The organism is Catellatospora sp. KI3 (genome assembly GCF_029948125.1).
Classification (GTDB): domain Bacteria; phylum Actinomycetota; class Actinomycetes; order Mycobacteriales; family Micromonosporaceae; genus Catellatospora.
Map to the genome: position 1 here is coordinate 131,931 of NZ_JASAMB010000012.1, position 13,618 is coordinate 145,548.

At 70.7% G+C, this 13,618-nt stretch carries 11 protein-coding genes and 1 pseudogene; 6 read left to right on the plus strand and 6 right to left on the minus strand.

Annotated features, from left to right (window positions below; all coding sequences use genetic code 11):
* Positions 1-1,224 carry an MFS transporter gene (locus QEZ54_RS20335; RefSeq protein ID WP_281306252.1) on the plus strand — a complete coding sequence of 408 codons (1,224 nt, stop codon included), beginning with the start codon at positions 1-3 and terminating at the stop codon, positions 1,222-1,224.
* A gap of 61 nt (positions 1,225-1,285) precedes the next feature.
* Here QEZ54_RS20335 and QEZ54_RS20340 read toward each other — a convergent pair.
* Both QEZ54_RS20340 and QEZ54_RS20345 read right to left on the minus strand, forming a co-directional pair.
* Positions 1,286-1,399, minus strand: a pseudogene (locus tag QEZ54_RS20340) (cobalt transporter); the annotation flags it as partial.
* 121 nt (positions 1,400-1,520) lie between these two features.
* Positions 1,521-2,588 (minus strand): sulfotransferase, encoded by a 1,068-nt coding sequence (locus QEZ54_RS20345; protein ID WP_281306253.1) that lies wholly within the window; start codon positions 2,586-2,588, stop codon positions 1,521-1,523.
* 51 nt (positions 2,589-2,639) lie between these two features.
* On the opposite strand from QEZ54_RS20345, the gene QEZ54_RS20350 reads away from it, so the two are divergent.
* Positions 2,640-3,464: a sulfotransferase gene (locus QEZ54_RS20350; RefSeq protein WP_281306254.1), complete on the plus strand. Its 825-nt coding sequence runs from the start codon at positions 2,640-2,642 to the stop codon at positions 3,462-3,464.
* Between the two features lie 109 nt (positions 3,465-3,573).
* Here the strand turns inward: QEZ54_RS20350 and QEZ54_RS20355 are convergent, their stop codons facing one another.
* The gene (locus tag QEZ54_RS20355) at positions 3,574-7,080 is read right to left on the minus strand and encodes a M28 family peptidase (RefSeq protein WP_281306255.1); all 3,507 of its coding nucleotides are present in this window, start codon (positions 7,078-7,080) and stop codon (positions 3,574-3,576) included.
* A gap of 808 nt (positions 7,081-7,888) precedes the next feature.
* Here QEZ54_RS20355 and QEZ54_RS20360 point away from each other — a divergent pair.
* Positions 7,889-8,443 (plus strand): TetR/AcrR family transcriptional regulator, encoded by a 555-nt coding sequence (locus QEZ54_RS20360; protein ID WP_281306256.1) that lies wholly within the window; start codon positions 7,889-7,891, stop codon positions 8,441-8,443.
* Positions 8,444-8,453: 10 nt separating this feature from the next.
* Here the strand turns inward: QEZ54_RS20360 and QEZ54_RS20365 are convergent, their stop codons facing one another.
* Entirely contained in the window at positions 8,454-9,254 is an 801-nt protein-coding gene (locus QEZ54_RS20365; RefSeq protein ID WP_281306257.1) for an SDR family oxidoreductase, read from the minus strand.
* The gene (locus QEZ54_RS20370; protein WP_281306258.1) at positions 9,251-10,897 is read right to left on the minus strand and encodes an FAD-binding protein; all 1,647 of its coding nucleotides are present in this window, start codon (positions 10,895-10,897) and stop codon (positions 9,251-9,253) included. Before QEZ54_RS20370 ends, QEZ54_RS20365 begins: the two co-directional genes overlap by 4 nt.
* Before the next feature lie 521 nt (positions 10,898-11,418).
* On the opposite strand from QEZ54_RS20370, the gene QEZ54_RS20375 reads away from it, so the two are divergent.
* The 3 genes from QEZ54_RS20375 (at position 11,419) to QEZ54_RS20385 (ending at position 12,837) form a co-directional block, all read left to right on the plus strand.
* Positions 11,419-11,817 (plus strand): hypothetical protein, encoded by a 399-nt coding sequence (locus QEZ54_RS20375; protein ID WP_281306259.1) that lies wholly within the window; start codon positions 11,419-11,421, stop codon positions 11,815-11,817.
* Between the two features lie 37 nt (positions 11,818-11,854).
* Positions 11,855-12,361: a DinB family protein gene (locus QEZ54_RS20380; RefSeq protein WP_281306260.1), complete on the plus strand. Its 507-nt coding sequence runs from the start codon at positions 11,855-11,857 to the stop codon at positions 12,359-12,361.
* Positions 12,362-12,465: 104 nt separating this feature from the next.
* The gene (locus QEZ54_RS20385; RefSeq protein ID WP_281306261.1) at positions 12,466-12,837 is read left to right on the plus strand and encodes an FAD-dependent monooxygenase; all 372 of its coding nucleotides are present in this window, start codon (positions 12,466-12,468) and stop codon (positions 12,835-12,837) included.
* A 259-nt stretch (positions 12,838-13,096) separates the two neighbouring features.
* On the opposite strand, the gene QEZ54_RS20390 is transcribed toward QEZ54_RS20385, so the two are convergent.
* Positions 13,097-13,315 (minus strand): hypothetical protein, encoded by a 219-nt coding sequence (locus tag QEZ54_RS20390; protein ID WP_281306262.1) that lies wholly within the window; start codon positions 13,313-13,315, stop codon positions 13,097-13,099.
* Positions 13,316-13,618: the final 303 nt, after the last annotated feature.

Consider the following 13,618-nt stretch of genomic DNA (forward strand, 5'->3'; position numbering starts at 1 on the left):
GTGACCGCCACCGCCGACCGTGCCGCCGCCCCCGCCCGGGGCGGCGGCACTCCCACCACCGGCCGCCGGCTGATCGCCGTGCTGGCCGTGACCGCGACCGTCGGCTACGGAGTGCTGTACTACACCTTCTCCGTCGTCCTGCACCCGATCGCCGCCGACCTGCACACCAGCACCGCCGTGATCACCGGCGCGTACACGGTCAGCGTCCTGGCCGCCGCCCTGGCCGCGATCCCCGTCGGCCGTTACCTCGACCGTCGCAGCGCGCGCGGACTCATGACCGCGGGCGCCGCCCTGGGATCGGTGGCCGTGGCGGGCCTGTCCCAGGCCACAGCCGTATGGCACGTGTACGCGGCGTTCGCCCTCATCGGCCTGGCCTCCTCCGCCAGCCTCTACGAAGCCATCTTCACCGTGGTGGTGCACCAACTCGGCCCGGCCCGCCGCGCCGGATCGGTACTGGCCATCACGATCGTCGCCGGGTTCGCCTCCACCATCTTCGTCCCGGCCACCGGCTGGCTCACCACCGCCTACGACTGGCGTACCGCACTACTGGTACTCGCGATCGTCCACGCCCTGACCACTGTCCCGGCGCACGCCCTCGCCATCCCCCGCCGCGCTCCCGCCGACCCGGCACACGCGGCGCCAGGATCGAACCGTGCCGCCGACACCAGACAAGCACTGCGGGACCGAGGCTTCTGGCTGCTTGCTGTCGCGTTCGTCGCCCACGGCACCGCCGTCTCGGCCGTCAGCGTCCACCTCGTCGGCTACCTCACCGCTCTGGGCCACCCCGTCGCACTCGCCGCGACCGTCGCCGGCATGCTTGGCGTCCTGTCGGTCACCGGCCGGGTCCTGACCACCGGCCTCGCCCGGCGCCGGACCGTCACCACGGTCGCTGCCGCGGTCTTCGCCGGCCAGGCCGCCGCCGCGGCGGCCCTGCCGCTCGCCGGCGCGCACCTGACTGCCGCGATCGCCTGCGTGGCCGCGTTCGGGCTGGGCTTCGGTATCGGCACCATCGCCCGCCCGGCGATCCTCGTCGACCGCTACGGCACCACCTCCTACGGCGCCATCTCCGGCACCCTGACCGTCCCCATCACGATCGCCAAAGCCGCCGCGCCGCTGGCTGCCGCAGCCGTCACCGGCACCGCGATGATGGCCACCGTCGCAGTTCTGTGCCTGATGGCGGCTGCTGCACTGCTCGCCTCGGCACGTACCGAAGCTCCCGCGTAAGACTCCAGTTAGACCGGCACATCGGCAGACCATGACCAAGGCAGCCAGCGCTGTCTGCCGCCCCGGCCCGCCGCTGCGCGGCAGACAGCACCGGCATGATCGCCAGCGAGACCGCGGCCAGCACGAGCCCGGCTGTGGAATGCTCGGGTCGATGACCGCCGAGCAGCGCGGTGACCCCGACCGATGGCATGCGGCCGCGGCAGCCGCCGCGCTGTGCGGTGGGCGACTGCCGCCGGTTCGGCTTTCCGACAGTCGCCCGTGGGCCACTCGCTGAGGCCGGGCCGACCATCCCCTGCTTACACCGCGCTGCGGCCGAACTCGCCGAGCTGCCCGGCGATGGACGCTCGCCGCGGTTCGCGCGGCTCGTCGACGTCCAGACCCAGGAAGCCCAGGACGTCTGCCACGACCTGACCCGGTGCGGCGACCAGGTCGTCGTATTCGATCTCCAGGCTGCGCCCGGCCACTGCCGGAGCCCGCCGCGCCGGGTCCTGTCGGAGGGTCAGCGTCTTGACGAGTCGAGCGCATTCGGCCTCGATCGCATCCGGGTCGACCCGGTCGTGGGTGACCTCGCGCAGGGTTCGTACGAGGTTCGCCAGGGATGTGGTGACAGTGGTCGGATCGCGGCGCAGGAACAGGTAGCGTGCCTGCGGGTAGACCCGGTCGATCGCCGACAGCCACAGGCCGTGATAAGGATCCTTGAGCAGCAGCGTGCCCGTGGCCGGGCGGCGCCACAGCAGGTGCTGGAGCTGACGCCGGTGCCCCCGGTAGGCCTCGGTCAGCTCCTGTGCCAGCAGCCACGTCGTGTACTCGGGGATGTCGAAGTTGACGCTGAACACCATGCTGGCCATCTCGGTGGCCAGCAGCCAGGTGCACTCCTCAGGGTCCTGCGCCGCGGTGGCGTGGATGGCCCGGAATCGCGGGGCCTTCCGGTAGAGGTCGGCGAGCCCTTGCTCGGTGGCGCGGAGCAGGTCCTCGGCGGTCATGCCGTCCGGGGTGACCGGCCGGGTGAGTTCCCAGAATCGTGGTGCGTGCAGGCCGGGATGCCCGGCGAGCAGGCGGTGCAGCAGGGTGGTGCCGCTGCGGGGTCCGCCGAGGACGAAGACGGGGTCGGCCACTGGGATGGCGGCTATCTCGGGATGCCGGGCCGCCTGCCGGGCCAGCAGCAGGCGGTTGCGCAGGGGCGCGCGAACGAATTCGCGGGCCTGCTCGCGGCCCGCACGGGTGAGGGTGCGGTCGTGATCGAGGCTGCGGGCGAGTTCACGCAGGCCGGTGCGGAAACCGGGCGGACCGAAGTCGGCGAGGTCGAGGGTGCTGGCGGCGTCGGCGAGGAGGCTGTCCGGGTCGATGGCCTGTTCGGTGTCCACGGGCCCCCCATAGTTCGATAAATCGAAATGTTTTAAAGATATGTTAACAGGATGCTGAAGCGACCCGTGTTCCTCATGTCCACACCCCGAGCAGGCAGCACGCTGCTGTTCGAGGTGCTCGCGCAGTCACCTCGGGCGTGGACGATCGGCGGCGAGAGCCACGCCGTCATCGAGGCGATCGAACCGCTGCGGGCGCGCGAACGGGGCTGGGAGTCCAGCCGGCTGACCGCCGAAGACGCCACCCCGCAGGTCGTCGCCCGGCTGGGCACCGGCTTCCAGCAGCTGTGGCACGACCGGGACGGGCGTCGCCCCGGCCCGCTCGACCAGCCCACACTGCTGGAGAAGACACCTCGCAACGCGCTGCGGCTGCCGTTCCTGGCGGCGGCGTTCCCCGACGCGCGCTTCGTCTACCTGTACCGCGAGCCGGCGGAGACCATCAGCAGCATGCTGGAGGGCTGGCTGACCGGCCGCTGCATCACCTACCCCGATCTGCCTGGCTGGACCGGGCTGCCGTGGTCGTTCATGCTCGTGCCCGGCTGGCGTGAGCTGATCGGCCGGCCGGTCGCGGAGATCGCCGCGGTGCAGTGGGCCACCACCACGGAGATCCTGCTGAACGACCTGGCCCGACTCGACCCCCGGCAGTGGCTGGCCACCGACTACCGGCGTCTGGTCGCCGACCCGGCCGCCGAGACGGCCCGGATCTGCTCGTTCCTCGGCTGGCCCTACGATCGGCAGCTGACCGGTCGGCTGCCGCTGTCGGCTTGGACGATCTCGGCGCCGCATCCCGACAAGTGGCGCCGCAACGCCGACGTGCTGGAACCGGTGCTGCCGCTGACCGAGCGCGCCGCGGCCCTGGCCAGGTCGGTGCTGAACTGAGCCGCCCAGCCGTCAGCCCGGCGCGGCGGGGGGGTAGCCGGTCGAGTGCCGACACGGACAGCGGCGGCTCGGGGCGGCCGGGTGGGGCTGACCCCACCCGGCCGCTGGTTCAGCCGACCTGCAGGGTCAGGTCGTCCAGCACGAAGCTGGTCTGCAGGTTGGAGTCCTCGGTGCCGGTGAAGGTCAGCGTGACCGTCTGGCCGGCGTACGCGCCGAGGTTGACGGTGCGCTGGGTGTAGCCCGCCGCCGCGTTCACATTGGACAGCGTCACCAGGGTGGTGCCGTTGGCCTTGACGGTGAACGTGTCGTAGGCGACCGCCTCGTACTCCTCGGTGTCGATGTGCAGCCAATAGGCCAGCACCGCGCTGGTGCAGCCCGACGGGATGGTGACGGTCTGACTGATCGCGTCGGTCGCGGCGTAGCCGTAGCCGCTGAGCCACGCGAACCGCGTGCCGCTACGCGCCACCTGCCCGGTGTAGTTGCCGATCGCGCCGGTGGAGCCGGTCCACGGCGAGGTGCCGCTCTCGAACCCGCCGTTGACGATCAGCTGGGCGGAGGTGCAGCCCCCGGGACCGCCGGGCACGGTCAGGGTGTACGTGGTGCTGTGCGTCGCGGACCCGGTACCGGTGATGGTGATGGTGTAGGTGCCGCCGGCCACCGACGAGCCGACCGTGATGGTGGCGGTCGACGAGTTGCCGGAGGTCACCGACGAGGGGCTGAACGAGACCGTCACGCCCGTGGGGGCGCCGCTGGCGGTCAGGTTCACCGTCTGGGCACTGCCCGCGGTGGTGGCGGTGCCGACGGTGGTCGTGGTGCTGGACCCCGCGTTCACGGTGCCCGACGCGGGGCTGGCCGAGATCGAGAAGTCGTTGGTCGGCGTGGTCGTGCCGACCGCCCGGTTCCACAGCGTGTAGGCGATGCCGTCGGCCGCCCGGTCCAGCCCGGTGGCGTTGATGTTGCTGGTGGTGTCGCACGACGAGTGGTAGCAGGAGTCGTAGGCCTGGCCGGCCGTGCCGCCCCACTTCGACGCCTGGGCCGAGGTCTTGGTGGCGCTGGCGCCCATCGCGTAGCCGGAGGTCGGGATGCCGGCGTTCTGGAACGAGTAGTCGTCGGAGCGGCCCTGACCCTCGACGTTCTCCTCCGGCTGCAGGCTCAGGGAGTCCCAGTAGGCCTTCATCGGCTGCGACGCGGTCGAGCTGATGTTGTTGATGAAGTAGCCGCCGTTCTTCGACCCGATCATGTCGAAGTTGTAGTAGGCCTTGATCGCGGTCCGCTGGGTGCTGGTGAGGGAGTTGACGTAGAACTTCGAGCCGTTGAGGCCCTGCTCCTCGTCGGTCCACCAGCCGAAGCGGACCTTGTTCAGCATGGTCGGGTTCTGCGCGGCGAGCGCGAGGGCGACCTCGAGCAGCGCCGCCGAGCCGGAGCCGTTGTCGTTGATGCCGGGACCGGCCGAGACGCTGTCCAGGTGGGCGCCGAACATGTAGACGTTGCCGGCGTTGCCGCCGGGCCACTCGGCGATCAGGTTCGGGCCGGCGCCGCTGGTGCAGCCGGAGGTGCAGGGCTGCTCGGTGACGGTGAAGCCGGCGGTCTGCAGCTTGCCCTTGACGTACGCCACCGATTGCAGGTACCCCTGGCCGGTCGAGCGCCGGTTGCCGCCGTTGTTGGTGGCGATGGTGTTGAGCTGGGTCAGGTGCGCCTGCACGTTGGTCACGCTGATGTTCGGGGCGGTGCCGCCGGGGGTGCCGCCGTTGACGGTCAGCGCGTACTGCGCGGTGTGGGTGACCGAGCCGGTGCCGGTCACGGTGATCGTGTACGTGCCGGCGGCGGCGCCGGAGGTGGTCGCCACCGTCATGGTGGAGCTGCTGCCCGAGGTGACCGACGACGGGCTGAACGACACGGTGACCCCGGACGGGGTGCCGGACGAGGTCAGCGAGACGGTCTGCGCGCTGCCGGAGACGGTGGTGGTGTTGACCGTCGCGGTCGCCGAGGAGCCCGCGTTGACGCTGCCCGAGGTGGGGCTGACCGAGATCGAGAAGTCGGTGCTGGAGCCGGTGCAGGTCGGGTCGGCCGTCTGGGCCGGGACCGCCACCGCGTTCCACGCGTCCTTGGTCCGGTTGAACAGGACGCACGAGGAGTCCAGGTTCTTCGCGGCGGTCAGGGTCGCGGTGCGGTACTTCTTGTAGGTCATGCCGGAGGTCTTGAGCAGCATGCCGCCGTAGAAGATCTTGCCGGCGTTCTGGATGCCGACGCCGGTGACCGACGCCGGGCCGCCCGAGCAGATGGGGCTGTTCGGCTTGCCACCGCCGGGCGCGCTGCCCTCGGCGAGCAGGTAGAACCAGTGGTTGAGCGGGCCTGCTGCCGCGTGCACCTCGGTGTTCGGGATCGAGGCCGAGTAGCAGTTCGGGTCGCCGCCGACCAGCGACGGGTTGTACATGTTGCGGATGGGGCCGTTGCCGACGAGATCGATCTCCTCGCCGACCAGGTAGTCCGGCTCGTCGTAGGTGCTGGACTGGTTGGCGTACGCCTCGGTCAGCGCGCCGAAGATGTCGCCGGTGCCCTCGCCGAGACCGGATTCGGAGCTGGTGCCGCCGGGGGTGTTCTGGTCCATGCCGTGACCGAACTCGTGGCCCACCACGTCCATGGACGAGATCCAGTTGCCCGCCGCGTTCTTGCCGATCGTGATGGTCGAACCGTTCCAGTAGGCGTTCTGCTCGTTCAAGCCAACCTTGATCGGCCAGCTGCCGCCGTTGCCGTTGTGCCCGTTGCGGCCCAGCCAGCTCGACAGCATGTCCCATTCCGTCTGCGCCGAGTACAGGGCGTCGACGCAGCCGGTCTCCTTGCTGGTGCCCACACCGTTGCCCCAGCTGTCGTCGGGACCGGAGAAGACCGTGTTCGTGCTGTAGTCCTGGCAGTTCAGGCCACTGCGTGTGGTGTCGCGAAGGTAGTAGGTGCCGCCCGACTGCGACGTGGTGATCGACAGCGGGTTGGGTCCGTTCCACTTGCCGGTACCCGAACCGGCGGCGGCGTCTTCCTGCTTGGCCAGCACCTGGCCGGTCCGGGCGTCCACGAACACATGCAGGTGGCTGGGGGCCGAGGCGGTGCGTCCGGCTTCGACGACCTCCCACGCGAGGCGGGCGGTGTTGTCCTCGACGTGTACCACCAGCGTACGCGACTCGATCTTGTCGACCTTGGCGAGCAGGCCCTTGGCGGTCTGCTCGGCACGGTCGGCGGTGACGGTCGGCACCGTGGAGACATTGATCTTCGCCCTGGACGCGGCCGAGATCGCCCGGATGGCGCCCCTGCCGTCGGCGAGCACGGCGGCGTCGCCGCCGACCACCGGCAGGCCGCGGTAGGTACGCGTGTAGGCGATCGAGTACAACCCATCGACCCACGGGATCACCATGCGGCGGTCGTACTGTTCGAAGGGGCCCTTCGCCAGGGCGTCGTGACCGCCGACGGCGGCCCGGTCGGCCGCGGAGATCGCCAGCGAGAGCGGACTCTGCACCTGGACGGGTGCAGGCGGCGGGGTCGCGGCCGCCGGCTGTACGGCCAGCGTCACCGTCATCCCGGCGAAGACGGCCAGGGTTAGCCCGGCCGTCAACGTTCTGCGTTTCATCGGGGCTCCAAGGTGGGTTCGTGCCGCGCTTGCGGCGTCCCGAGCCAACCAAAGGCGCCTGTCGATGAGAAACCCTGGGCGCCCCTTGCGGAACCCTTGACTGTTCACCGATTCTTCATCGGACCTTGAACGGTTACACAGCTCGCGGGGGGGGGTCGAAGGGCGGCCGATCGCCGGCCTTCGGCCCCGTCCGGGACGATATGGTCAGCCTGCGCAACAACGGCACCGTGGCCCGCACCATCAGTGTCTTCTCCGTCTGCGCACCGCCGCCTGCCGAGTACATGATCAACCTGGTCCCGTTCACCGCCTCCTGATCGACGGCGGCTCCCGCCCCGCAAGCGGGACCGGGCGGGAGCCGCCGCGACTGCCGCCCCGGCCGGTCGAGCCGCGGGCGACCACCTGGGCCGAGGCGGCGGCCGGGCCGGGCTCACCGGTATCGCGGCCGATGCTCCGCAGGATCGACGTGACCAGGGCGGGGACCAGGGTCGCCGGGTCGAGGCGGACGGTGGTGAGCGGTGAGGACGCCAGGGCTGCCGCGCCGATGTCGTCGGCGGAGATGGCGGTGCTGCTGGGCGGGCCGGTGCCGGCGCCTCGCCGCCACGACGGATGCCACGATCGAGGATCTGCGCCAGACGTGGCTGGGGCGCCGGATGAGGTATTTGCTGCTGGCCGCGGTCCGCAAGCAGGTGCCCGTCGGCGACCCCGACCTGGAGACGATGGCCGGGGCCTCTGCGCCAGTCTGGCGTTCAGCAGTGGGGTGGAGGGGCACGTACTGTGTCGGGGTGACCATCCACCCCCGCGGACGACGATGACCGGGCGGCGTCCCGCCAACCGGGGCCCGGGTGCTGCCTCGCAGAATCGGCTGGCCCTGGTCGCTGCGGCCACAGAGGTGTTCGCGGAGCAGGGCATCGACGCTCCGCTGAACGCGGTGGCCAAGCGGGCCGGGGTCGGTCAGGGCGTGCTGTACCGGCATTTCCCGGACCGGATCAGTCTGGCGCTGGCGGCGTTCGACACCAACGTCGCCGAGATCGAGGCCCTGGCGGCCCGACCCGGCTGCGACGTCGATGAGCTGTTCGCGGCGCTGACGCGGCAGATGATCGACTCGGTGGCGTTCGTCGACATCGTGACCGGCGCCGACCGCGACCCGAGGCTGGAGGCGATCCGCGACCGGGTGCGTACGGCGCTGGTCGGCGTGGTCGACCAGGCCCGCCGGGCGGGTGTGCTCCGCCCGGCGGTGACCGCCGACGATGTGATGCTGGCCGTGGGCATGATCGCCTCGCTGCTGGCCAAGGTGCCCGAATCCGAGCGCCTCGATACCGCGTCGGCGGCCTGGTCGCTGCTCGATCGGGCGCTACGGCCCTGAACCGTGCGTACTACTTGATCAGGTCGCGCATCTTGCCGGCGATGAACGGGATGGCTCGGGTGGGCGCCAACCGCCCGAGGCGGTCCAGCATCCGCGCGTCCCGGCCGATGACGACCCGCGGCCGCCCCGTCACCACCGCGTCGATGATCTGCCGGGCCGCGTCCTGCGGCGAGGTCAGCTTGGCCGCGGCCGCCGCGCCGGCGTCCCTGCCCGGCAGGCTGATGCCCGAGTTGCCCAGGATGTTGGTGGCGATGCCACCCGGGAACACCACGCTGACCCGGGGCTGGATGCCCTGGTGCTCGGCGATGAGCCCTTCGGTGAACAGCTTCACCGCGGCCTTGCTGGCACCGTAGGCGCTCTGGCCGGGGACCGGCACGAGCGAGCCCATGCTGGCGACGTTGACCAGCGCCGACTCGGGCCGGGCCGCCAGCAGCGGCAGGAACGCCTTGGTGGTGTTGACCGTGCCCCAGAAGTTGACCGCCATGACCCGCTCGATGTCGTCGAAGCCGAGCCGGCTGACGGGCTTGAAGTGGTGGACGATCCCGGCGACGTTGACCAGGCCGTCGACCTGCCCGTGCGCGGCCACGACCGCGTCCGGCAGTGCCAGGACGGCGGCCCGGTCGGTGATGTCGACGGTGTGGGTGCTGAGCCGCCGCCCGGCGTTCGCGCGCCCGGCGATGTCGGCGAGCCCGGTGGCGCTCAGGTCGACGGCGGCGACGCGCGCACCGGCGGCGAGCAGCCCTAGGACGACCTGGCCGCCGATGCCGTTGCCGCCGCCGGTGACGACGATGACCTTGCTGTCGAGTCTCATGCGGTTTCCTCGGTGGGGTGTGCCATGTGGCGGGCTGCCCGCAGGCCGAAGACCACGGCGGGCCCGATGGTGGAGCCGGGGCCGGGGTAGGTGCGGCCCATGACGGAGGCGGAGTTGTTGCCGGCCGAGTACAGGCCGTCGATGACCGTGCCGTCCTCGCGCAGGGCTCGGCCGTGGCCGTCGGTGACGACGCCGCCCTTGGTGCCGAGGTCGCCGACGACGACCTTCACGGCGGTGAACGGGCCTTTCTCCAACGGGCCGAGGTTCGGATTCGGGTGTACGAGCGGGTCGCTGTAGTAGCGGTCGTAGGCGGAGTTGCCGCGGCCGAAGTCGCCGTCGACTCCCGCGCGGGCGAATCCGTTGAACCGCTCGACCGTCGCCGTCAGGCGCGCGGGCTCGACACCGATCCTGGCGGCGAGCTCGGCGAGGGTGGGGGCCTGGAACATGACGCCTTCGTTCTTCATGGCCCGGCTCGCCTTCGGGTCCATGGCGTAGGTGCGCAGGTAGCGGCGGGCGTGGCGGCGCTCGGCGATCATCCAGTAGACGCCGTGCCGGTCGTGTTCGAGCATGTGGTGGCCGAGGTCGACGTAGGACTCCGACTCGTTGGCGAACCGGTCGCCGCGGCTGTCGACGATCACCGTGTACGGGAACGACCGCTCCCCCACGAGGAACGACGGCTCGGAGACCGACGTCGGCGCGATCGACGCGCCCCACCAGGCATCGTCCATGAGTTCCACGGCCGCGCCGGCCGCCACCGCGATCTCGATCGGGCGGCCGAGGTTGCCCGGCGCACCGGAGGGGTTGCCGTCGATGCCGTGATATCTGCGTCGCCACTGCTTGTTGGCATCGAAGCCGCCGCCTGCCAGCATCACGCCGCGGCGGGCGCGGATGGCCAGGGTTCGCCCGTCGCGGCCGACCCGGGCGCCGACGACGTGCCCGTCTTCCACGATGAGGTCTTCGAGCGGGGAGTTCAGCCACAGTTCGGTCTTGTTGTCGATGACGACGGCACGTAGGAACGAGGCGGTCAGCCCGGCTCCGATGCCGGCCAGTTTCTTGCCGGTCAGGATGCCGCCGAGGGCGCGGAACACCAGCTTCGCCCCGCGCCGGAACCCGCTGGGGGTGGACCAGGCGCGGCCGAGCAGCCATACGTCGTCGGTGAGTACGGGCAGCGCCGCCGGGGCCTGGGAGGTCTTCCACCAGGCGCCGATCCGGCGCAGATCGAAGGGGGCGTGCTCGATGCCCCGGCCGATCTTGCCGCCCGGCCGCTCCGGGTAGTAGTCGGCGTACTCGGGCGCGCGCACGAACGTCATACCGTGTCGGCGGGCCGTGTCGACGAAGTCGGCGACGCCGTCGGCGAACGCCTCCTTGCGCTCCCGGCTGCTGGCGCGGCCCTCGGTCCCGACGGTCGCCTCCAGGTACTGCAGGGCTTCCTCGCGGGAGTCGGCGACGCGGTCGGCGCGCATCAGCGGGTTGTCCGGCAGCCACATGCCGCCGCCGGACTTGGCGCTGTTGCCGCCCCACTTGCCGGTGCTCTCCACCAGCAGCACCGAAAGGCCCTCGTCGACCGCGCCTAGGGCCGTGGCGAACCCGGCCGCGCCGGTGCCGACGACCAGGACGTCGACTTCCCTGTCGAAGTCCACCATGATCTACTCCTCCTCCAACCGGACACACATGTCCGGTTGGAGGACAAGAATGACTCCCCTGCGGCCGAAGCACAACCCTCGCCGGCATTTCGCTCGGCGGCACGGTGAACCAGCGACCGCGAGAGAACCGGCGACCTCCGCCGACAGGTTCGGCCGTCGTAGCGGGCGAGTGCGGGCAAGGCCACGCCGGTGCCCGACCACATCGGGCGCGGGTCTCCGATGCCCGACGCCCCACACACGCAGCGGATAAGCTATAGGGAAGCGGTACTCACGGCGGCCCCTCGTCTCGTGGAAGAGCGACCCAGGTCTACAGCCGACCGCCGGTACCACAAGGTTCATCCCGGTCGCCTGGTGGCGGACCCACGCACAGTCGCAGAGCGACTGCCGGGCAGAGAAGCCGGAAGACCCGCACCCTCCGATGAACCGCTGGAGCGGGACGGGACACCAGGTGGCAGATGCTGCTCGGGGAGGCTGAAATGCCAGAGCCACGCAGATGCCGAGTTTCCTGCCTCATCGGGGCGGTGATCGCGGTACTCGTACCGACCACGTTCTCGCCGGGCCAGCCGGCTGCCGCCAGCGCCGGCGACTGGAGCCTCACGGACTGCCTCATCGGCGAGCGGCCACCGACCTGGCTCGGCCCGGAAGACCCCGGAATCGCGCTCAGGGCGAAATGGCACATACACAACCTGGATCCCGACAAGGCCCACAGTTACACCCTCCAGGTCGTATGGGGTGATCCAAGCGAGCGCCTCGGCCGGACCTGGGTGAACACCGACGAGGTCGGTGCCGGAGAGAGCAGGACGTTCGACATCGAGGCCGACGCCACCTCTGAAACCGCCGACCGGCTCGGCAACGGCGTGGTGCCGTGCGAGATCGTCTACCTGCGCGACGACGACAACCGGCAGGTGACCGGGCCATGACGCGACACGGCGCCAGCCGCAGTGGAAGGTCTCCAGCGTGGACGTGAACGACCTGCTCGTCGATGTGTTCGACCGGATTCCGGAGATGGTTCAGGACGCCGTCGCCGGGTTGACCGCAGAGCAGCTGCATTGGTCGCCCGCACCGGGTGCCAACTCCATCGGCTGGCTCGTGTGGCACCTGGCCCGGATCCAGGACGACCATGTCTCGGAGCTGCTCGACCAGGAGCAGCTCTGGGTATCCGGCGCCTGGGCGGGGCGGTTCGGGCGGCGGCCGGACCCCGGCGACACAGGATACGGCCACACACCGAAGCAGGTCGCGGCCGTGCGGCCCGACGGCCCGGACGTGCTCGTCGAGTACTACGACGCCGTCGCCGCACGTACCCGCGACGTGCTGCGCCGGTCGACCCCAGCCGATCTCGACCGAATCGTGGACGCAGCGTGGGATCCGCCGGTGACCATGGGCGTCCGGCTCGTCAGCGTCGCCAACGACGACGTCGCGCACGCCGCCCAGGCCGCCTACGTCCGCGGCCTCCTGCCGCCGTAGCCGACGCCGGGAACACCATCGGGCCGGTGAGACGGCCGTGTTGCTAGATCGGCGGCACCCGGTCCGCGACACTTCAGAAGCTGGGGCGACGGAGAAGGACATCGATGGCCGGGCGCCGGGTGGTGATCTCGGGTGCGGGCATCGCCGGTCCCGCGCTGGCCCACTGGCTGCACGAGTACGGGATGAGCCCGGTCGTCGTGGAGCGCCACCGCGGTGTCCGCCCCGGCGGTCAGACCGTCGACCTGCGCGGGGCGGGACGCACCGTCGCCCGGCGGATGGGCATCGAGCAGGCGGTGCGGACCGCCTCCACCGGTGAAGCGGTCCGCGCCGAAGTGGGCAACCCGCAGAGCTTGCAGTACCTCGTCATGGGTGGAGTCGACATCGAGTCTGAGCACGACAACCGAGAGGGCTACCTCTTCGTGACCGACGGCAAGATCACCGGTTGCAAGGCCATCGTCCCGCCAGTGCTCACCTGACCTCCCGCGCCGGCCAGGCCGGACCCGACCAGACACCGACTGGAATCTCCGCGATGCTGCCCGGCGGCAACGTCGAGACCTGGAGCCGCTGCACGACGCGCTACGGCGCGAAATGGCCGAGGAGCTGCGCCTCGACCTCGACGACGAGCCCCGCCGCACCTTATCGCCGTGCAAGACCAGATGGTCAGCCGCCCCGGCCGACGAGTCCCGCGGCCGGCATCACGGCTGGTCAAGGGCCCCGGCTCCAGGCCAGAGACCGTCACACCGGCCCCGAGAGAACCTGCCAAACCCCGTGGCTCGTGCAGACCATGTCGGTTCCGTCGGGGAGGACCAGCCGGTAGGTGGGGTAGTACAGCTGGCCCGCGTATTCGCATGCCTCCCCGGCCGGGATGTCCAGGGCACCGGCCGGGGAGGCGCTGAGCCCCAGCCCGGCTACGACAAGCCCGCTGACCAAGGCAAGTTTGATCGCCTTCCGCATGTTGATCTCCCTTGGGTAGAAATCCTCTCAAGAGATCATTGTATATCAATCTATTGACCACAAGGCATGACCGGATCCGGGGCCGGCGAGGATCGCGACCACGGCGCAAGCCCAACGGTCTCAACCGCGCGCTGTTCTCCCACCGGACCACTGGTCGGCTCGGATGCGTTCAACCGGGTCGAGGTGCTGCTCACCCAGCCGCTGTGCATGGTGATAGGCGACAAGCCAGACGCGTTCGGCGCCTACCGCGACGGCCAGGAGCTCTACCGCCGTGCCGCGTCTACACGCGCACCGAACGGCGCA